Raw genomic sequence first — 19,674 nt, 5'->3', positions numbered from 1 at the left:
GGGAACCCGACATACCACCCACGAAATCGCTACGCTGAAAGCATGAAGAGGTTGGGATTCGCGGCGCTCATGGCAGTCGCCGGACTTTCGCTGGCGGGCTGCACCGAGGTCACGAACGCGGTCGATCAGACGAACAAGGCCGCGACGAAGGTCAGCACCTGCGCCGAGGCGCTCAGCCTCGCCGATCTCAACCCGGACCCGGCGACGCTCAAGGAGCGGGCCGCGGACAAGGAGCGGCGCCTGCGTGAGCTGGCGAACAACGTCGGCGAGAAGGACGTGGCGGGCGCGCTCACCGGCATGGCCGATTCGTATCTGCAGGCCCAGAAGGAGAACATCCACGACGCGGGCAAGATCGCGGACTGGACCAAGCGCAACCTCGACAAGCTGGACGCCCTCCGCAAGGTCTGCGCCTGATCCGCGTCAGGGGGAAGTGAGCTCGGGCACCTGGGCCGGGGTGGCCGGGGTGCGGGACCGCCGCCAGAACAGGCCGACCGAAGCGATCGCCAGCGCACCCAGCGCCGACGCCGCGAATCCCCAGCCGGGGCTGGAGTGGTCGATCACGAACCCGATGATCGGGCTCCCGATCGCCAGCCCGATCCGGCCGGCCGCGTCCAGCAGGCCCATCGCCTCGCCGCGCACCCGCGCGGGAGCGGCCGCGCTGACCGTCTCCGTGCTCGCCGCGAGGGTCGGCGCGCACAGCACGTTGCTCGGGAAGAGCACGATCGCCAGCAGCCACCACGGGTGGTCGACCAGTCCGACCGGCAGCGTGAGCACCGCGAGCAGCAGCATCAGCGTGCCCTGCGAAAGCGATCGCCGGACGGCGCCGTGGATCGCCCCGCCGAGGACGGACGCGACGCACATCAGCGTGATCAGCAGCCCCGACCAGGTGATGTCGCCGCTCGCGCGCAGCGTCGCCAGCGCGGCGAGTTCCATGCCGACCAGGCAGAACAGCGCGCCGGCGGCGATGAACATCGCCATCACGAGCCGTCCGGTGAGCCAGCTCCGCACGGTCGGGCGTTCGCTGGTGAACACCTCGGCGTCGGCCTCGGCGCGGATCGGCGGGTTCTGCCGGTAGATCAACGTCGCCGAAAGCGCGAAGCAGACTCCGATACCGGTGAGCGCGTAGACCGCGGGCAGCTGCGTGATCGCCATGATCCCGGCCGACGGCCCGATCATGAACGACGCCTCCACCAGGATCGTGTCCAGCGAGTAGGCCGCCCGCCGCTGCTCCAGCGGCACGAGCGCGGTGAGCACCAGCCGCGCGAGCGTCCCGGCGGGCACCGACAGCACGCCCGCGGGGAGCGCGACCGCCAGCAGCACCTGATACGGCAGATGCGGCGCGCTGATCCAGAACGCCGACGAGGCCAGCCCGCAGATCGCGACCACCGGCCGCAGCCCGAAGCGGTCGACGTACCGGCCGACGAGCGGTGCCCCGAAGGCGCTGCCGAGCGTGGTGGCGGCGCCGATCAGGCCTGCCGCCCCGTAGCCGCGGCCCAGGTCGTTGACGACGTACAGCGTCATCGTCACGCCCATGGCGGTCATCGGGAGCCGTGCCAGGAACATCAGCAGCATCGAGCTGGGAACACCGGGCACGGCCAACACGCGACGGTACGGAGCCAGGGCCATGATCCGATGAGAACGCAACTTGGTACGCGCGTGCAAGTTTATTTCGCGCCCGGCGGACGTCGCGACGGTCACCCGCGCCGAGAGTTATCTTGACTGATTCCAGATTACGCGAGAGGGTGGGTGAACCAGGTCGTCCACGACGTGCTGAGCGCGCGCACTCGGGCGAAGCTGGTGTGGCTGACCGCTTGACCACCACGAACCAGGAGGCACCGGCGTGACCTTGCCGACCACGAACAACGTGGGCATCCCCGTCGCGAGCGACAACGACTCGCTGACGGTGGGCGCCAACGGCCCGATCCTGCTCCAGGACCACTACCTGATCGAGAAGAACGCCCAGTTCAACCGTGAGCGCGTCCCGGAGCGTGTCGTCCACGCCAAGGGTGGCGGCGCGCACGGCTTCCTCGAGGTCACCGAGGACGTCAGCCAGTTCACGAAGGCCGCTCTCTTCCAGCCGGGTGTGCGCACCGAGAGCCTGGTCCGCTTCTCGTCGGTCGCCGGCGAGAACGGCTCGCCCGACACGTGGCGTGACCCGCGCGGTTTCGCGGTGAAGTTCTACACCTCCGAGGGCAACTACGACCTCGTCGGCAACAACACCCCGGTGTTCTTCATCCGCGACCCGATCAAGTTCCCGGACTTCATCCACTCGCAGAAGCGCCGCGCCGACAACCACCTGCGCGACCACGACATCCAGTGGGACTTCTGGACGCTGCGGCCCGAGTCCGCGCACCAGGTCACCTGGCTGATGGGTGACCGCGGCATCCCGTCGAACTGGCGCGAGATGGACGGCTTCGGCTCGCACACCTACCTGTGGGAGAACGCCGGCGGCGAGAAGTTCTGGGTCAAGTACCACTTCAAGACCGATCAGGGCATCGGCTACCTGCCCCAGGCCGACGCGGACCGCATCGCGGGCGAGGACTCGGACTACTACATCCGCGACCTGTTCAAGAACATCGAGAAGGGCAATCACCCCAGCTGGACGCTGTACGTCCAGGTGATGCCCTACGCCGAAGCCGCGGACTACCGGTTCAACCCGTTCGACCTGACCAAGGTGTGGCCGAAGGGCGACTACCCGCTGATCAAGGTCGGCCGCTGGGTGCTCGACCGCAACCCGGCGAACTACTTCGCGGAGATCGAGCAGGCCGCGTTCGAGCCGTCCAACCTGGTGCCGGGCATCGGCCCGTCGCCGGACAAGATGCTGCAGGGCCGCCTGTTCGCGTACCCGGACGCGCACCGCTACCGGATCGGCGCGAACTACACGCAGCTGCCGGTCAACGCACCGAAGTCCCCGGTGAACAGCTACTCGCGCGACGGCGCGATGCGCTACAACAACCCCGGCGACCCGGTGTACGCGCCGAACTCCAAGGGCGGTCCGCACGCGAACGCGGAGATCGCCGCCGAGACCGCTTCGGGCTACGGCGTCGAGGACGAGGTCATCCGGTCGGCGTACAAGCTCCACGCCGAGGACGACGACTTCGGCCAGCCGGGCACGCTCGTGCGCGACGTGATGGACGACGAGCAGCGCGAGCGGCTCGCGAACAACATCATCGGCCACGCCTCGAACGACGTCTCACAGCCGGTGCTGGAGCGCGTCTTCGAGTACTGGCGGAACGTCGACAAGGACCTCGGCGACAAGGTCGCGGCCGCCTTCCGCAAGTAGAACGACCTCTCACCAGAGGCTGCTCCCACCACCGGAACGCACCCGGTGCGCGACATCCCCGCGCACCGGGTGCGTTTCCATGTCCCCACTCGCATGTGAAACCAGAAGACGGCGGGGCGTGCGTGGGGGACACCCCGAGTGGAGCAGTGCGACACGCCTGTCCGACGGAGTGATGAAGCCAAACGATCACCGTTTACACCGCTGTGGGTGAACGAAACGCACGGCCGGGTCGCCCGGTCACGGCCAGTCATAAAACAGCGGGAAAAGGGTGATCTTCAGGGGGAGGCACAAGATTTTGACGTTAATCAATTGTGGGGGTCTTCGCCGGGAATGAATCCGGCACGTAAGGGTTGGAAAACGGTTCCAACCGGTGATCGGGTGGTGTTCGGCCGATACGGCGGGTATCGATTACCTCGTCAGGTCCCAGAGGCCAGGAGGTAAGGGAATGAAAGGCAACATTGCCCGGACGATTGCCGCGGTAGCCGCGGGCAGTCTGTTGGCGGTGGCCTCAGCCGGCGCCGCGACGGCTAGTACCGATGGTGGAAAGGGTTCGTCGAATACGCAGGCGCTCGCCGCGCAGGTGCTGCAGATGCGAGACGGTCTCACCAAGGTGGCCTACGGCGGTGACGTCGCCAAGACGCGGGCGGACTTGGACAAGCTGAGCCCCGTCCTCGGTGACATCGCCGCAGGCAAGCGCTATCAGATCCAGACCGAAACGCAGAAACTCGGCGACCTGGCCAAGGGCCGCTCCGACGAGTCCAGCAGGCTGCTGGCCGACCCGACGGCCAAGGCGCGCCAGCTGCCGCCACTGCCGGTGCCGATCCCGTCGCTCCCGGACCTGCCCGGACCGCTGAAGATCGTCAGTGACCTGGTGAAAGCCCTGTTGACAGCGGTGACCGGCATCCTCGCCGGCCTGCTCGGCGGACTCCCTGTCCCGCCGCTTCCGGTCCCGCCGGTGCCCCTCCCGACGCCCTAGGGAGACCACAGGAGTCATCCGGTTCCGCTGTGCAGGGCGGCGGGCCACGATATGGGGGCCGGAGCCCGAGCTGGGACATTTCTCCCCGCTCGGGCTCTGGCCGTCACTTCGGGGCGAGGCCCAGCCGCAGCGCCCCGGCCGCTTCGGCGGTCGCCTCACGGAACCGGCGGCCGACGCCGAGGAAGTTGATGTACCCGTGGATCAGGTCGGGCTGGCGGCTGAGCGCCACCGGGACCCCGGCCTTCCGCAATTTCTCCGCGTAAGCCTCGCCCTCGTCGCGTAGCGGATCGAAACCGGCCGTCGCGATATACGCGGGCGGCAATCCGGAAACGTCGCCGTGCAGCGGGGAAAGTTTCGGGTTGTACAGATCGGTGCCCTTCGGCACGTAATGGCCTTCGAACCAGGTCATATCCGAATCGGTGAGGAACAGATCCTCGGCGAACAATTCGCGGGAACGGCGGCGCACGGTGAAATCCGTCGCCGGATAGAACAGCAGCTGGAACGCCGGGACCCCGCCGCCGCGTTTCACCGCCTGCTGCGCGGTCACCGCCGCCAGGTTCCCGCCCGCGCTGTCGCCGCCGACGGCGATACGGGCCGGGTCCGCGCCCAGATCCCGCGCCTTCGCGAAGGCGTACTCGAAAGCCGCGATCGCGTCCTCGGTGGCGCCGGGGAACCGCGTCTCCGGCGCGAGCCGGTACTCGACCGAAAGAACCCGCACGCCCGCCTGTTTCGCCAGGTAGCGGACGGTGTTGTCGTGGGAGGCGCGGCTGCCGACCACCCAGCCGCCGCCGTGGAAGAACACCAGCAGCCCGGACGGGTCGGGAAGGCCGGCCGGTGTGTAGAGCGTGGCGGGCACGTCGCCGTCGCCCGTCGGGATCAGCAGCTCCCTGGTGGCGACCGGTTCGATCGTCGGTCCGCTGACCAGATGCCTGCTCGCCAGGAGCAGGCGGCGTGACTCTTCGACGCTTCCCCGCACCAGCGATGCCTTCGCCAGCTTCTGCAGGCGAAGCAGGAGCTGGGCGTCGAGGGCGAGTTCCTGTCCGTCCAGGCGGAGCGGCGATCCGGCGATGGCCCTTCTGAGCGGGCTCGGGAGCCAGAACGCCAGCTGCGAGAACGCGGCCTCGGCACGGATCTGGAGCGGGATCGCCATGCTTCCTCCTGGGGGCTTCACGTCAGGTTACTTGCGAGTAGGTAAGCCGTCCAGCGGGAACGGGGGCCGTTGCGGCGAACGGGTGTGACACAGGACTCCGTTCCAGATCCTGGTCCTCCACTTAAGTCGAGGGGCTAGCCTCGAAAGCGTGACTTCGACGAACGCGGTTCATGTCCTCGGTATCGGCGGCTCACTTCGACAGGGCTCGCAGTCGGAACGCGCGCTGCGCATCGCTTTGGGCGGCGCGGCCGAGGCCGGGGTCACCACGGAGTTGATCCCCGGACCCGAGCTGGTGCTGCCGTTCTATGACACCGCGTTGGCGGAACGGCACGAACGTGCCCAGCGTCTCGTCGAGGCGATCCGCCGCGCCGACGGGATCATCGTGGTCTCGCCCGGCTACCACGGAGCGTTGTCGGGTCTGGTCAAGAACGCCCTGGACTACGTCGAGGACCTGCGTGACGACGCCCGTCCGTACCTCGACGGCCGCGCGGTCGGTCTCGCCGCCGTCGCGTTCGGCTGGCAGGCCGCCGTCACGACGCTGGACCAGCTGCGCACGATCACGCACGCGTTGCGGGGATGGGCCACCCCATTGGGTGGTTCGATCAACAGCGCGGAAACGAAGTTCGACGAAGCCGGCGGCGCCTCCGATGACAAGACCGTCCGCACACTTCGCCTGATCGGGAGCCAGGTCGCCGAGTTCGCGATCAGCCGGGCGGGCCGTTAGGGGTTTGCCTCGTCGTCGTCCGGGTATTCCCGGACGTGATGCCTGCCATGGGGTGGCAAGGTTTCGCGGTTGCGGGACGTTGGCACCACAGAGACGCTCACTGGGGCGTGTCTTGAAACCAGGAGGTAGGCGAAGAATGGCTGAGGCTCTCTACACCGCTGTTGCCACCGCTCGCGGCGACGGCCGCAACGGTGAGGTCACGTCCTCTGACGGCGTCATCGACGAGTCGCTGGCGATCCCGAAGGAGATGGGCGGACCGGGCGGGGACAAGACGAACCCCGAGCAGCTCTTCGCCGCCGGCTATTCCGCCTGTTTCCACTCCGCGCTCCAGGTCGTCGCACGCGCGGCCAAGGTGAAGCTGGAGGGTTCCACCGTCTCGGCCGAGGTCAGCGTGCTCAAGCAGGGCGAGGGTTTCGGTCTCGCCGTGGCGCTCAAGGTTTCGCTGCCCGGTCTGGAGCAGGCGCAGGCCGATCAGCTCGTCGAGCAGGCGCACCAGGTGTGCCCCTACTCGAACGCGACCCGAGGGAACATCGAAGTCGCCCTGTCGGCGACGGTCTGATCCTCTCGCGCGGCAGCTCCACTCGTACCGGCAATTTCTGAAAGGAAGACCGAAGATGGGCAAGTCCCCGATCAAGAGTCCGCTGAGCGAAGCCGACAAGGAGATCACCGGTAACGCCTTGCAGGCCACGCTGGTCGATCTGGTGGATCTGTCGCTGATCGCGAAGCAGGCCCACTGGAACGTCGTCGGCGCGAACTTCCGCAGTGTGCACCTCCAGCTCGACGAGCTGGTCGACACCGCGCGCCAGTACACCGACGAGGTCGCCGAGCGCGCCAACGCCATCGGTGTCTCACCGAACGGCCAGGCGAAGGCCGTCGTAGAGAGCTCCGGGCTGCCGGGCTATCCCGACAACTGGCAGTCCGTCGAGTCCACGGTGGCGGCGATCGTCGACATCCTCGCGGCGCTGATCGAGCGCCTGCGCAAGCGTATCGACGAGACCGACAAGAGTGACCTGGTCACCCAGGACCTGCTGATCGCGATCACCCAGGAGCTCGAAAAGGCGCACTGGATGTGGCAGGCGCAGCAGGCCTGACGCTGTCTCCTCGTGAGTGGCAAGGACGGTTCTGGCCGTCCTTGCCACTCATGACCCCAATGTGAGGCTGGCTGTCTCACGTGACTGCCCGGACGACACGCGTGATTGAACGGACGACACGCGTGAGCCAACGGACGACTCACGAGACGTCCCACCAGACACGCGTGTCGTCCATCCCGTCACGCGTGTCGTCCTGCTGGACACACGACACCGCCATCCGCGCACCACGGCAGGTACCTAAGACATCCTTGGTCTTAGCCGTCCTGACCGCTCACGACCGCCGAGAGACTGCGCGGCCCGGATAGAGGCCGCGTGTCGCGAAAGCCACTTTCGCGACGTCTGATGTCCCGAAAGTGGCTTTCGCGACACCATCGCCGGGTAGCGCCCAGGGCACACAGGGCAGGCGTCTAAGGCGTGACTCGCGTGATCCGTCTCTGATCACGCACGATCGCCCACCTCACCCGAACGCGACACCGCCACCTGCGCACCACAAGTAGGTACCTGAAACACCCCTTGGCTCTCACCGTCCTTGCCACTCACGAGACCCGCGATCCCCTGGGGTCCAGTGCGGTCTGGCGGGGAGTGCGTGTTGCGAAAGCCACTTTCGCAACTTTCAACGTTGCGAACGTGGCTTTCGCAACGCGACCAGCGGGGCGCGTGCTTGGTGACCGTCGGTAGGTCTCCTCGTGCGTGGTGAGGACGGTTCTGACCGTCCTCACCACGCACGAGGCGCTACTTTTCAACCCATGGTGCTGCACAAGGGAACCTCGACCGACCCGGACCGCAAGAGCGGGGCCAACCCGATGTACGTCGGCGCGTATCCCGCGCTCGCCGCGGGCATCCGCCTCCCGCACGAACGCCTCGCCGAGGATCCGCTTCCGCCCGACACCGCGCTCCAGCTGGTGCGCGACGAGCTGATGCTCGACGGCAACGCCCGGCTCAATCTCGCCACGTTCGTCACCACGTGGATGGAGCCGCAGGCGCGTGAGCTGATGGCCGAATGCGTCGACAAGAACATGATCGACAAGGACGAGTACCCGCAGACCGCGGAACTCGAACGGCGCTGCGTGAACATCCTCGCCGATCTGTGGCACGCGCCGGAGCCCACCGAGGTCATGGGCTGTTCCACCACCGGGTCGTCCGAGGCCTGCATGCTCGCCGGGATGGCGTTGAAGCGCCGCTGGTCGAAGCTGGGGCGCACCGGGAAGCCGAATCTGGTGATGGGCGCGAACGTCCAGGTGTGCTGGGAGAAGTTCTGCGAGTACTGGGAGGTCGAGCCGCGGCTGGTGCCGATGGACGGTGACCGTTTCCATCTCACCGCGGACGAGGCGATCGCCCGGTGCGACGAGAACACCATCGGTGTCGTCGCGATCCTCGGGTCCACTTTCGACGGCAGCTACGAGCCGGTCGCCGAGATCGCGGCCGCGCTCGACGGGCTGAAGGATCGGTCCGGCTGGGACATCCCGGTGCATGTCGACGGTGCTTCGGGCGCGATGATCGCGCCGTTCCTCGATCCGGATCTGGTCTGGGACTTCCGCCTGGCGCGGGTGGCGTCGATCAACACCTCCGGGCACAAGTACGGGCTGGTCTATCCCGGTGTCGGCTGGGTGTTGTGGCGTGACAAGGCGGCGTTGCCCGATGAGCTCGTCTTCAACGTCAACTATCTCGGTGGCGACATGCCGACTTTCGCGCTGAACTTTTCGCGTCCCGGTGCCGAGGTGGCCGCGCAGTACTACACGTTCGTGCGGCTCGGGCGTGAAGGTTTCCGTGCGGTGCAACAGGCTTCACGTGATGTGGCGACGCAGCTGGCGGACGGGATCGCCGGGCTGGGCCCGTTCGAACTGCTGACGCGCGGCGATCAGCTGCCCGTGTTCGCCTTCACGACGAAGGCGGATGTCGAGGGCTTCGATGTCTTCGACGTGTCACGGCGGCTTCGGGAGCGTGGGTGGCTTGTCCCGGCGTACACGTTCCCGGAGCACCGGACGGATCTCGCGGTGCTGAGGATCGTGGTGCGCAACGGGTTCACGCACGACCTCGCGGATCTGCTGCTCGACGACCTCCGTCGGCTGTTGCCGGAGCTCGATCATCGCCCTGGACGGCGGACCGCGTTCCATCACTGAGCCGGGTGCCCTGCGTCACGCCGGATTTCCCCCGGCCCTACTGGCGCGTAACGTCGGGGGGTATGGGAGTCGCCGGAGACGAACGTCGTGCGTTGAGCGAGCTTTTCGAAGAGGTCGGCCCGGACGCGCCGACCTTGTGCGCGGGCTGGAAGACGCGGGATCTCGCGGCGCATCTGCTGGTGCGTGAGCGGCGGCCGGACGCGGCGCCGGGGATCCTGGTGCCCGCTTTGGCGTCGTACACGCAGCGGGTGCAGGACTCCTATGCGGCGCGGCCGTGGTCCGAGGTGGTCGGGAAGGTGCGGTCGGGTCCGGCGTGGTTCTGGCCGACGTCGATCGGCGCGCTCGACGAGCTGACGAACAGTGCGGAGTTCCTGGTGCATCACGAGGATGTCCGCCGGGGTCAGCCTGGCTGGGAGCCTCGTCCGGCGGAGTCCTCGCGGGACGCGGCGGCGTGGAAGTCGGCGAAGCAGGCGTCGAAGCTGAACCTGCGGAAGTCACCGGTCGGCGTGGTCCTGAAGACTCCCGAAGGCCGCGAAGCGCGGGTGAAGGAAGGCCCGGACACGGTGACCGTGGTCGGTGCGCCGATCGAGCTGCTGCTGTTCGTCTTCGGCCGCGACGCGGCCCGGATCACCTTCGAAGGTGACGCCTACGCGGTGGACAAGCTCCGGAAGCACGACCGCGGACTCTAAAATCCGGGTCATGCCGATGATCAATGTTTCGATGTTCCCCGGCCGGACGGCCGAACAGAAGCAGGCCCTCGTCCGCGAGGTGACCGACGCCTTCGTCCGCACCTGCGGCGGCAACCCCGACGGCGTCTGGGTGACCATCAACGAGATCCCCGCCGAACACTGGGCTTCCGGCGGCACCCTCTTCTCAGACCGCTGACCCCCCACACCTCGCCGCCAAACCACCCCACCCCACCCCAGCCCCCCGCCCTCCCTGGGGGACGGCCCCGCACCCAGCGTATCGAGGGGGTAGGACTTTTCCGGTCGATCGTGGGCTGGGAGGGGCCGGTTGTCCACAACGGGGTCCCGCTGTGGACAACCGGCCCGAAGGTCAGCGAAGCTGCGAAGGTCAGCGAAGGCCGACGGCCCGCAGTGCGAAGAACACCTCGATCGCCGTCTGCTTGATCGTCTCGGCGATCACCAGCGACCCGTGGCCCGCGTCGAAACGGTAGAACTCGAACGGGATGTCGCGCTTCGCGAGCCTGTCGAGGTAGTTCTCGACCTGCCGGATCGGGCAGCGCGGGTCGTTGTCCCCGGCGAGCACCAGCACCGGCGCCGTCACGGCCTCGACGTAGGTGATCGGCGAGCATTCCCCGTACACCGCCGGCACTGTCTCCGGCGAACCGCCGAACAGTGCCCTGTCGAACGAGCGCAGCTGCTCCATCTCGTCCTCGTACGCGGCGACATAGTCCGCGACGGGAACCCCGGCGACCCCCGCCGCCCACCGCGCGGGCTGGGTGCCCAGCGCCAGCAGGCTCAGGTAGCCACCCCACGAAGCCCCGTTCACCACGCACTTTTCCGGATCCGCGAGTCCACTTTGGACGGCCCAGTCGTGCACTGCGGCGACGTCTTCGAGTTCGGTCAGGCCGGGACGTCCTTCGATGGCGTCGCGCCATGCCGAGCCGTAGCCGGTCGAGCCGCGGTAGTTGACCTCGACGACGGCGAATCCGGCGTCGAGCCAGACCGCGCGGTACGCGGAGAACCGGTCTTCGTCGGCTGAATGCGGTCCGCCGTGCAAGGAGAAGACCGTCGGAAGCGGGCCTTCGGGAGCGTCTGCCGGACGTGAGACGAGTGCGTGGATCTGCCCGCCGATCCCGTCGACGAACGCGTCGGTGACGGGCGCGGATTCCGGAGCCCGCTCACCCGGCGGTTCGAGGAGGACCGAGTCGGTGCCGCCGGTCGCCCGCGCACGCACCGCCGTCGGCTGCGCGGCACTGGACCACGAGTACTCGACGGTGCCGTCGGGCCGCACCCCGGCGCCGCCGATCCGGCCGGGCGGAGTGTCCAAAGAGGACAGCTCGCCACTCGCGAGGTCGTACCGGTGAAGGGAACTGCGGCCCTGGTGGAACTGGACGACCAGCAATGCTCGCGCGTCCGGGTACCAGCCCGCGACCACTTCGCCGGGCAGGTCGAGTTCGATCTCCCGCTCGGTGTCCTCGGCCGTGTCCCAGATCAGCAGCTCTTCACGGCCACGCCGCTCGTGCAGCACCAGCAGCCGCTGGTCGCCCGCGACCGGTGAGAACTCCAGCGCGCCGAGGCCCTTGCCGTCACCGTCCCATTTGTCGGCAACCGTGGTGAAGCCGTCGGTCGACAGGACGCGCAGCGCGGGGTGTCGCGAATCACCGTGTTCGGAATGGGAGATCGCGAGCAGCGACTCGTCGCGGGAAAGCGAGGCGATCCCGGCGTCGTCCTCGTGCCGGTAGAAGCTCGTGGTCTCGCCGCCGATGGTGGCGAAGAGTTCGCTGCCGTCGTCGGTCGAGACGCCGACGGCGGTCACGCGGGTGCCGATCTCGAGCCCGGCGGGGTAGCCGTCGTGGACGTCCGGCACCGCGCGCTCGGCGGCGGCTCCCGCGGCGAACGGTTCGCGGACCCAGGAACCGAACTCGTCGCCGTCGGTGTCGTTGAACCACCAGATCCAGCGGCCGTCGGGGGACGGGGTCGCGTGCAGGGTGCCGTTGGGCCGGTCGGTGACGCGGCGGTGCTCGCCGGTCGACCGGTCCCAGGAGTAGACCTCCCAGACGCCGCTGGCGTTGGAGACGTAGACGTTCGCGTCGGGGGCGTCGATGGCCCACTCGGGCACCGAGATGCGCGGCGCGTGGAAGCGGGCCCGCCACCTGGCCTCGGCTTCGGCGTCGTCGAACAGACGGTCCGGGACCGCCGCGGACGGATATTTGTTGCCTGGCTGCGTGCTCACCCCTCGATCCTGCCACCCCGGAGCCGTACTGTGTGCGGGGTGCTGGAGGGAAACGCGCCGCGCGCCGCGGTGTCCGCGCGGTCCGCGCGCCAGACGGTCGAACGGGCCGTGTTCGCGCAACCCCTGTTCGGACCGGGGATGGGGTTCGTCGACGTCGGCTGCGGGCCGGGTTCGATCACCCTCGGTATCGGCGACGGACACAGAAAGTCCACAGTGGACTTCTTGGTGGCGGAGGCGTGCGCGTTGCCGTTCGCCGAGGCTTCGGTGGATGTGGTCTTCGCGCACGAGGTCTTCGAGCATCTGCGGGAACCGGATGCCGCGCTGGCGGAGCTCCGGCGGGTGCTCAAACCGGGCGGAGCGCTCGCACTGTCCACATCGGACTGGAGTCGGGCGAGGCTCCGGCCGAAGACGGCGAACGTCGACGCCGCCCTCCGTGGTCACTATCTGCTGTGCCGCCGCGCGGGCGGCGACCCGTTCGCCGGACGCTCGATCTCCGCCGCGGTCACGGCCGCCGGTTTCGTCGACGTGCGAACGAAAACCCGCTACCGCACGGACGCGACGTACCGGGCGCTGGCGACCTATGTGGAGGCGCGGCTGGTGACGGCGCTGGAAACCGCGACGACCCCGGACCGCGACCAGCTCGCTTCGGCCGCGCGCTCGGCGTGGTCTTGGGCGCGTTCGGGGGATGGCGATTTCGCCCAATGCTGGACCGAGCTCCTCGCCACTCGCTGACGGGGCTGCTCGAGTGTTCCCAATGCCCCATTGGAGACGCTCAGCGTCCCAGATGAGGCGCGCTGGTCCAGGTTGTCCACACTCAGCCGCCGTTGTGGACAACCGGCCCCCGTGACCCCTGCTTTCCCCAGTTCCGACAGCCCTGGGCGATACGCTGGGCACGGGGTCGCCCCCCTGGGAGCGGCGGGGGCTGTGTGGGGGCGGCTGTGTGGGGACTGAAGGGGGCTTCGCCATAGCTGCAGAGCAAAGCAAGAAGGCCCTGCTCGCGTGTTCTGCGAGAAGGGCCTTCTTGATCTAGCGTCGGGGTGGCGGGATTCGAACCCACGACCTCCTCGACCCGAACGAGGCACGCTACCAAGCTGCGCCACACCCCGGATACTTCTTAGCGGGTCGAGGAGAAGTTTAGCGGACGGTGTTTCGGGCTTTGCGGGGGGCTGCTTTCCGGTGATTGTCGCTGGTCGTGCCCCGTGGGACGAGGGTCAGCAGGCTCGCCTCGGGCGGGCACGCGAAGCGGGCCGGAGCGTACGGCGAGGTTCCCAGGCCGGCGGAGACGTGCAGCCACATCTGGGCGCCCCAGCGGGACGCGCCGCGGGCACGGGTCCGGTCGAGTTCGCAGTTGGTGACGAGCGCGCCGTAGCCGGGCACGCGGAGCTGTCCGCCGTGGGTGTGACCCGCGAGGACGAGGTCGTAGCCGTCGCCGGCGAACTCGTCGAGGACGCGGGGCTCCGGGGAGTGCGTGACCCCGATGCGGACGGCGGCGCCCCGGTCCGCCGGGCCGGCGATGTCGGCGTAGCGGTCTCGGCGGAGGTGGGCGTCGTCGACGCCGGCGGTGAACACGTACTGGTCGGCGACCTCGATGGTGCGCCGGACGTGAGTGAGGTCGTCCCAGCCGTGTTCGACGAAGGCCGCGCGCAGGTCGCGCCAGGGCAGGTGCTCGCCGTGGATCCGCTTCTTCTTGCCCTTCGGCATGAGGTAGCGCGCGGGGTTCTTCGGCTTCGGTGCGTAGTAGTCGTTGCTGCCGAAGATGAACACGCCGGGCCTGTCGAGCAGGGGGCCGAGCGCGCGCAGCACGGACGGCACGGCCTGCTGATGTGACAGGTTGTCACCGGTGTTGACCACGAGATCCGGAGCGAGCTCGTCGAGCGCGGCTACCCAGCGTTGCTTGCTCACGTGACCGGGGAGCATGTGCAGATCCGAGATGTGGAGGATCGTGAAGGGTTTCGCCCCTGCGGCGAGGACAGGGAGTTCCGCGGTGCGTAGCGTCCACCGGCGCCTTTCGATGCCGACCGCGTAACCGAGGGTCGCGGCTCCCAGGACGACGGTTCCCACGGCCAAGCGCCGTACCGTCGCCCCCGAAGTACTGTTGTTACTGAGCGTGCTCACAATGTCCAGTTTACGTGCTCATCCAGGGTGATCGTCCGCCCCCATTTCGGCGAAGCCGCAGAATCGCTGGAATGGCCTCTTTTCTTCACTTTCCGTGGTCGGCTCGGGATGTCGTGATCAGTTGACATGATCCCGTCGACCACTGTTCCCCGTTAGGCCGCCAGGCGCTCACTCAAAGTTAGATTCGTGTGACTCATCGTGATTTGCGCTGGTGAATACGGCCCTGGACGATCAGCGTCCGCCGCCCATGTACTTCGGGTCCGGCTGCGGCAACGGCAACGCTTCCTGGCCTTCGAGGATCTTCGACATCGCCCCGAACCAGGTCTGCGCCGGCGTCTTGCCGCCCCACATGTTTTCGCAGCCGCGAGCGGACACGTTACCCGGACCGAGGTAGCAGAGGCCGCCACTTCCACCCTTCGGGCGGAACACCATCGCCGCGCCCGCGAGCTGCGGGGTGGCCCCGAGGTACGAACCCGCGCCGTTGCTCTGTGTGGTCCCGGTCTTGCCGATCACCGGCCGGGTCCACCTGGCGCCGTTCGCGGCGCCGAACGACGTCCCACCGGGCGCGCTGTCCCTGCTCATCCCGACCGCGAGGGTGTTGGCGAGACCTTCGGGCACCACCTGCTCGCAAGCGGCTTCCTTGACGGGAACAGGCTTTCCGTCCCGGTCGGTGACACCCGCGAGCGGGGTCGGCGGGCACCAGACGCCGCCGCTCATGATCGTGGCACCGACGTTCGCCAGTTCCAGACCGGACAGCGGGCTCACGCCGAGGGTGAACGCACCGGATCCGTTCCAGCCCGGCTTCGGGCCGTACGCCTGGAGCTGATTGACGTTGACGCCGTCGTCCTTGGAGTTCGGGTCGACGGCGCCGCCGCCCCGGTTGCTGGCCATGGTGTCGCGCATGCCGAGCTTGCGCGCCATCTCCACGACCGGCCCGGTGCTCCCGAGCCTGTCCTCCAGGGCCACGAACGCGGTGTTCGGCGAGGTCGCCAGCGCCTGCTGCATCGACATGGCGCCACCGGCGGGGTTGTAGTCACCCGCGTTGCCGACGCAGTACCAGTTACCGCCCGGCCCGGCAGGGGGCCGGGGAGCCACGGGGCATTTCTTCGGGCCACCGGCGAACACGTTGGAGGTGTAGAGATCGGGCACCGGGAGTGAGCTGTTGATCCCGGCCACGCCCGCCTCCATCGCCGCGGCGGCGGTGAAGACCTTGTAGGCCGAGCCCGCGCCGGCGGTGTTGTAGACGCCGGAAGGCAACGCGAACGTCGTCTGGCCCTGGTCTTCGTGCAGCCCGTAGTCACGGTTCGCCGCGAGCGCCACGACTTCGTGCCGGTTCTTGCCCGGCTTCACCAGCGAGAGCGTGTTCGCGACGTTGTCCTGCGTCTTCTTGACCTGGGCTTCGGCCGACATCTTGGCTTCGTGGTTCGCCCGTTCGTCCAAAGTGGTCTTGATCTGGTAGCCGCCGGTGTAGAGATCGTCCTTCGTCATGCCGTTCTTGAGGAGATAGTCCTCGACGTACTGGCAGAAGAAGCCGTTTTCCGTGCCGGCGCCGGTGCAGTTCGACGCGGGTTTCTGCGGGCCGCCCTCGACGACGCCGAGCGGCTCGGCCTTGAACCGTTCCGCGTCCGCCTTCGCGAGCTTCTGGTTGTCGACCATGCGGTCCAGCACCAGATTGCGGCGTTCGGTCGCCTTCGCCGGGTTCTTCCACGGGTCGTTGACGATCGGGTTGTTCACCAGACCGGCCAGCAACGCGGCCTGCGGCACCGTGAGCTTCTCGACGGGCGTGTTGAAGTACGCGTTCGCGGCCGCGCCGACGCCGAAGATCTCACGCGAGAACTCGACGACGTTCAGGTAGCCGGTCAGGATCTGCATCTTGTTCAGCTTGGTTTCCAGCTGGATCGCGATCCGGGCTTCCTTCAGCTTCCGGGCGACCGACTGCTCCTGTGCGCGCTTCTGGCCCGGCTTGTCGTCCCGGTAGACGACGTTGATCAGGTAGTTCTTGACGTACTGCTGGGTCAGCGTCGACGCGCCCTGCGTGTCCCCGCCGGTGGTGTTGCTGACCGCCGCGCGCAGCGTGCCCTTCCAGTCCACCCCGTTGTGCTCGTAGAAGCGCTTGTCCTCGACCGAGATCAGCGCCCACTTCATGGCGTCGTTGATCTGCGTCTCGTTGGTCGGGATGCGGAACTGCTTGTACAGCGTCGCGATCTGCTTGCCGGTGTTGTCGGTGATCGTCGTCACCAGTGGCGGCGGAATGTCCGCGAGGTCCGAAGATGTCTTGTCGACGGTCTCGCTCGCCTGGTTGGAAAGCACCCCGGCGGCGCCCGCCACCGGGAACAACATCCCCGCGACCAGCACCCCCGCGAGCACACACAGGCCAATGAGCTTCAGCAGACCGTCCGTTTTGCGCACGCGGACCAGGGTACGCGGATCCCGTTAGCCCACCGTGACGTCACCTAGCTGTCGGTGTGGATCCGGTCACGAAAACGACCCCATGAGGTGACGGATGGTGACGGCAGGCATTCTAGGGCTTGGCGGAGGGAACCGAGGGCCCTTACAGTCCGTCAACGTCTCACGTATGAAAAAGCCGACAGACGGGTGAGTGCGAGCGGCAGTCGCATTCGACCGAACGGAGGCACCCGGCACCGGGGAGGTGCCGGCTCAACCGACGTGAGCACAAGGGAGACACGCTCATGGGGGCAGGAGCGCAGGCTTTTCGTCCCCCCGTGGTGTGTCGAACACCAGGGTAGGGAGCTGGGGGTATGGAAACCAACCAGTCGAGCTGGCGAGTCAATGCGTCGTGCCGCGACACCGATCCGGACGGCCTGTTCGTCCGGGGGGCGGAACAGAACCGGGCCAAGGCGGTCTGCCTCGGTTGCCCGGTCAGGACGGAATGCCTCGCCGAAGCGCTCGATGGCCGGATCAACTTCGGCATCTGGGGAGGTATGACCGAACGGGAACGGCGGGCGCTGCTGCGGCGGCGGCCGGATGTGACCAGCTGGGCGGATCTGCTCGAAGCGGCGAAGCGCAGTTTCACCGGGATTGACGAAGAGGAAGACGTACGCGTCCGAGTCTCGTGATCATGATTCCGTGAAGGGCCCTTCTCTGAGTCCAAGGCAGGGAAGGTGCCCTTCGCGGAAGATCAGGACTGGGTGGCGAACCTGGTGCCGATGTCGCGCAGGCCTTCGAGATCGTGCACGTCACCGGCGAGCGCGGGCACCCGCACCAGCGGGACCTCGGGATGCGCCCGCGTGAACCTGGCGAGCAGCCGCGTCTCTCGTTCGGCCAGCGCGACCCGGTCCGCGTGCAGGCGGAGGACGGCTTCGGCCAGCGGTGCGCTGGTCTCGCCCTTCGCCAGCTGCTCGGCGGCCGCGACCGCCTCCGCGCTGGACAGCGGGGCGAGCACGGGATGCGTCCGGTTCGCGACCAGTCCGGCCAGCGGCATGCTCTCTTCCGAAAGCCGCTCCACGAAGTAGGACGCCTCGCGCAGCGCGTCGGGCTCCGGCGCGGCCACCACGAGGAAAGAAGTGCCGCCGGACCGCAGCAGTTCGGAGGTCTTGCGCGCGCGTTCGCGGAAGCCCCCGAACATGCTGTCGAAGGCCTGCATGAACGCCGAAGCGTCGGTCAGCAACTGGCCGCCGATGATCGTCGAGACGGCCTTCGCGAACATCGAGAACCCGGCGTTGACGACCTTGCGCAGACCCCAGCCGCCCGCCTTGGCCGGACCGGTGAGCAGCCGGATCATCCGGCCGTCGAGCGCGCTGGAAAGCCGCGTCGGCGCGTCGAGGAAGTCCAGCGCGGACCGGCTCGGCGGCGTGTCGACGATGATCAGATCCCACTCGTCGGTCGCCGCGAGCTGACCGAGTTTCTCCATCGCCATGTACTCCTGCGTGCCGGAGAACGACGTGGAAATGGTCTGGTAGAAGGGGTTCTGCAGCAGCTGCTCGGCGCGTTCCGGGCCGGCGTGCACGCGCACCATGTCGTCGAAGGTGCGGCGCATGTCGAGCATCATCGCCCAGAGTTCGCCCTTGGGTTCGAAGCCCTCGACCTGCACCTGCTTCGGGTGATTGCCCAGTTCGCGCAGGCCGAGCGCCTGCGCCAGCCGCCGTGCCGGGTCGATGGTGAGGACCACCGTCTGCCGTCCGCGTTCGGCCGCGCGCAACGCCAGCGCCGCCGCGGTGGTCGTCTTGCCGACCCCGCCGGATCCGCAGCAGACGATGACCCGGCTTTCGGGATCGTCGATCAGCTTGTCGATCTCCAGGATGTCCGACATCAGCGCACTCCCTGCTCGGTCAGCGCTTCGGCGAGGTCGTAGAGCGCCGCGACGTCGACGCCGCCGGTCAGCTCCGGCAGTTCGAGACCCGGCAGATCCGCTTCGGACAGCTGCTCGCGGGCGCGCTGCTCCGCGGCGACCCGGACGGCGTGCTCGACGGTCTCTTCGACCAGCGCGTCGAGGGTGCTTTCGGGCAGGTCCAGCCCGGCCGACACGAGCCCGGCGCGGACGCGTGAGGCGTCGACACGGCCGTCCGCGGCGGCCGTCACCGAACGGGCGGGCAGCCGCGGCGGGCGGACCCGGTTGACCAGCACCGCGCCGGGACGCAGATCGGCGCCGTCGAGTTCGGCGACCGCTTCGACGGTCTCCCGCACGGGCATCTCTTCCAGCAGCGTCACCAGGTGGACGGCGGTCTCGCCGGAGTGCAGCAGCCGGACGACGCCGTCGGCCTGGCCGCGGATCGGGCCGGTCTTGGCGAGATCGGTCAGCGCCTTGGTGACGTCGAGGAACTTCACGACCCGGCCGGTGGGCGGCGAGTCGACGACGACGGCGTCATAGGTGTGGCGGCCGTCCGATTCGGTGCGGCCGACGCATTCCTTGATCTTCCCGGTGAGCAGGACGTCGCGCAGACCCGGCGCGAGTGTGGTCGCGAACTCGATCGCGCCCATCCGCCGCAGCGTCCGCCCCGCGAAGCCGAGGTTGTAGAACATCTCGAAGTACTCGAGGAGCGCGGCTTCGACGTCGATGTGCAGTGCGCGCAGCTCACCGCCGCCGGGGACGGCCGCGATGCGCTGCTCGGCGTACGGCAGCGGCTCGGTGTCGAAGAGCTGGGCGATGCCCTGGCGGCCTTCGACCTCGATCAGCAGGACCCGGCGCCCGCCCTTGGCGAGCGCGAGGCCCAGCGAGGCGGCGAGCGTGGTCTTGCCCGTCCCGCCCTTGCCGGTGACGAAATGCAGCCTGGCTCTCGCGAGTTCGTCGGTCCAGCCGGCAAGGGGTGTGCTCACCGGTCCCACCCTAATTGAGTGG

General features: G+C 68.2%; 18 protein-coding genes and 1 tRNA gene. 11 read left to right on the top strand and 8 right to left on the bottom strand.

The genetic code is table 11. The features are described 5' to 3' along the window. The first annotated feature begins 42 nt into the window (after positions 1-42). Positions 43-414: a hypothetical protein gene (locus AMYAL_RS0115240; RefSeq protein ID WP_020632169.1), complete on the top strand. Its 372-nt coding sequence runs from the start codon at positions 43-45 to the stop codon at positions 412-414. A gap of 6 nt (positions 415-420) precedes the next feature. Here AMYAL_RS0115240 and AMYAL_RS0115235 read toward each other — a convergent pair whose 3' ends face one another. Next, positions 421-1,572, bottom strand: coding sequence for an MFS transporter (locus AMYAL_RS0115235; RefSeq protein ID WP_084702319.1), 1,152 nt, complete (start codon positions 1,570-1,572; stop codon positions 421-423). Between the two features lie 268 nt (positions 1,573-1,840). Between AMYAL_RS0115235 and AMYAL_RS0115230 the strand changes: the two genes are divergently transcribed. Both AMYAL_RS0115230 and AMYAL_RS0115225 read left to right on the top strand, forming a co-directional pair. Then, on the top strand, positions 1,841-3,283 hold the full coding sequence (locus tag AMYAL_RS0115230) for a catalase (protein WP_020632167.1): 1,443 nt from the start codon (positions 1,841-1,843) through the stop codon (positions 3,281-3,283). A 445-nt stretch (positions 3,284-3,728) separates the two neighbouring features. Continuing rightward, complete coding sequence (locus AMYAL_RS0115225; protein ID WP_026467092.1) at positions 3,729-4,259, top strand: hypothetical protein; 531 nt, start codon at positions 3,729-3,731, stop codon at positions 4,257-4,259. A 103-nt stretch (positions 4,260-4,362) separates the two neighbouring features. Here AMYAL_RS0115225 and AMYAL_RS0115220 read toward each other — a convergent pair whose 3' ends face one another. Then, positions 4,363-5,409: an alpha/beta hydrolase gene (locus AMYAL_RS0115220; protein WP_020632165.1), complete on the bottom strand. Its 1,047-nt coding sequence runs from the start codon at positions 5,407-5,409 to the stop codon at positions 4,363-4,365. 148 nt (positions 5,410-5,557) lie between these two features. Between AMYAL_RS0115220 and AMYAL_RS0115215 the strand changes: the two genes are divergently transcribed. The 6 genes from AMYAL_RS0115215 to AMYAL_RS0115190 all read left to right on the top strand — a co-directional run bounded on the left by AMYAL_RS0115215 (position 5,558) and on the right by AMYAL_RS0115190 (position 10,229). Further along, positions 5,558-6,133: an NADPH-dependent FMN reductase gene (locus AMYAL_RS0115215; protein ID WP_020632164.1), complete on the top strand. Its 576-nt coding sequence runs from the start codon at positions 5,558-5,560 to the stop codon at positions 6,131-6,133. Between the two features lie 136 nt (positions 6,134-6,269). Then, positions 6,270-6,692, top strand: coding sequence for an organic hydroperoxide resistance protein (locus AMYAL_RS0115210; RefSeq protein WP_005166417.1), 423 nt, complete (start codon positions 6,270-6,272; stop codon positions 6,690-6,692). Positions 6,693-6,747: 55 nt separating this feature from the next. Continuing rightward, entirely contained in the window at positions 6,748-7,224 is a 477-nt protein-coding gene (dps, locus tag AMYAL_RS0115205) for a DNA starvation/stationary phase protection protein Dps (RefSeq protein ID WP_020632163.1), read from the top strand. Positions 7,225-7,970: 746 nt separating this feature from the next. Continuing rightward, on the top strand, positions 7,971-9,344 hold the full coding sequence (gad, locus tag AMYAL_RS0115200) for a glutamate decarboxylase (protein WP_020632162.1): 1,374 nt from the start codon (positions 7,971-7,973) through the stop codon (positions 9,342-9,344). 62 nt (positions 9,345-9,406) lie between these two features. Continuing rightward, a complete protein-coding gene (locus AMYAL_RS0115195) occupies positions 9,407-10,033 on the top strand; it encodes a TIGR03085 family metal-binding protein (protein WP_020632161.1) in 627 nt (208 codons plus the stop codon). A 10-nt stretch (positions 10,034-10,043) separates the two neighbouring features. Next, the gene (locus tag AMYAL_RS0115190; RefSeq protein WP_020632160.1) at positions 10,044-10,229 is read left to right on the top strand and encodes a 2-hydroxymuconate tautomerase; all 186 of its coding nucleotides are present in this window, start codon (positions 10,044-10,046) and stop codon (positions 10,227-10,229) included. Positions 10,230-10,418: 189 nt separating this feature from the next. Here the strand turns inward: AMYAL_RS0115190 and AMYAL_RS0115185 are convergent, their stop codons facing one another. Then, the gene (locus AMYAL_RS0115185; RefSeq protein WP_020632159.1) at positions 10,419-12,263 is read right to left on the bottom strand and encodes a prolyl oligopeptidase family serine peptidase; all 1,845 of its coding nucleotides are present in this window, start codon (positions 12,261-12,263) and stop codon (positions 10,419-10,421) included. Positions 12,264-12,302: 39 nt separating this feature from the next. On the opposite strand from AMYAL_RS0115185, the gene AMYAL_RS0115180 reads away from it, so the two are divergent. Further along, a complete protein-coding gene (locus AMYAL_RS0115180) occupies positions 12,303-12,995 on the top strand; it encodes a class I SAM-dependent methyltransferase (RefSeq protein ID WP_020632158.1) in 693 nt (230 codons plus the stop codon). 300 nt (positions 12,996-13,295) lie between these two features. On the opposite strand, the gene AMYAL_RS0115175 is transcribed toward AMYAL_RS0115180, so the two are convergent. The 3 genes from AMYAL_RS0115175 to AMYAL_RS0115165 all read right to left on the bottom strand — a co-directional run bounded on the left by AMYAL_RS0115175 (position 13,296) and on the right by AMYAL_RS0115165 (position 16,787). Next, a tRNA-Pro gene (locus AMYAL_RS0115175) sits at positions 13,296-13,369 on the bottom strand. A 28-nt stretch (positions 13,370-13,397) separates the two neighbouring features. Next, positions 13,398-14,324: a metallophosphoesterase gene (locus tag AMYAL_RS0115170; protein ID WP_020632157.1), complete on the bottom strand. Its 927-nt coding sequence runs from the start codon at positions 14,322-14,324 to the stop codon at positions 13,398-13,400. 285 nt (positions 14,325-14,609) lie between these two features. Then, on the bottom strand, positions 14,610-16,787 hold the full coding sequence (locus AMYAL_RS0115165) for a transglycosylase domain-containing protein (RefSeq protein ID WP_020632156.1): 2,178 nt from the start codon (positions 16,785-16,787) through the stop codon (positions 14,610-14,612). A gap of 350 nt (positions 16,788-17,137) precedes the next feature. Between AMYAL_RS0115165 and AMYAL_RS0115160 the strand changes: the two genes are divergently transcribed. Next, positions 17,138-17,455, top strand: a complete 318-nt coding sequence (locus tag AMYAL_RS0115160) for a WhiB family transcriptional regulator (protein WP_020632155.1) — start codon at positions 17,138-17,140, stop codon at positions 17,453-17,455. A 62-nt stretch (positions 17,456-17,517) separates the two neighbouring features. On the opposite strand, the gene bagB is transcribed toward AMYAL_RS0115160, so the two are convergent. Both bagB and bagA read right to left on the bottom strand, forming a co-directional pair. Continuing rightward, the gene (gene bagB, locus AMYAL_RS0115155) at positions 17,518-18,648 is read right to left on the bottom strand and encodes an ATPase BagB (RefSeq protein ID WP_020632154.1); all 1,131 of its coding nucleotides are present in this window, start codon (positions 18,646-18,648) and stop codon (positions 17,518-17,520) included. Then, positions 18,648-19,652 carry an ATPase BagA gene (gene bagA / locus AMYAL_RS0115150; protein WP_020632153.1) on the bottom strand — a complete coding sequence of 335 codons (1,005 nt, stop codon included), beginning with the start codon at positions 19,650-19,652 and terminating at the stop codon, positions 18,648-18,650. Before bagA ends, bagB begins: the two co-directional genes overlap by 1 nt. Positions 19,653-19,674 lie beyond the last annotated feature (22 nt).

Source organism: Amycolatopsis alba DSM 44262 (assembly GCF_000384215.1).
GTDB lineage: Bacteria > Actinomycetota > Actinomycetes > Mycobacteriales > Pseudonocardiaceae > Amycolatopsis > Amycolatopsis alba.
The sequence above is the reverse complement of the archived record's forward strand: the minus strand, read 5'-3'. Positions and strand labels throughout refer to the sequence as shown.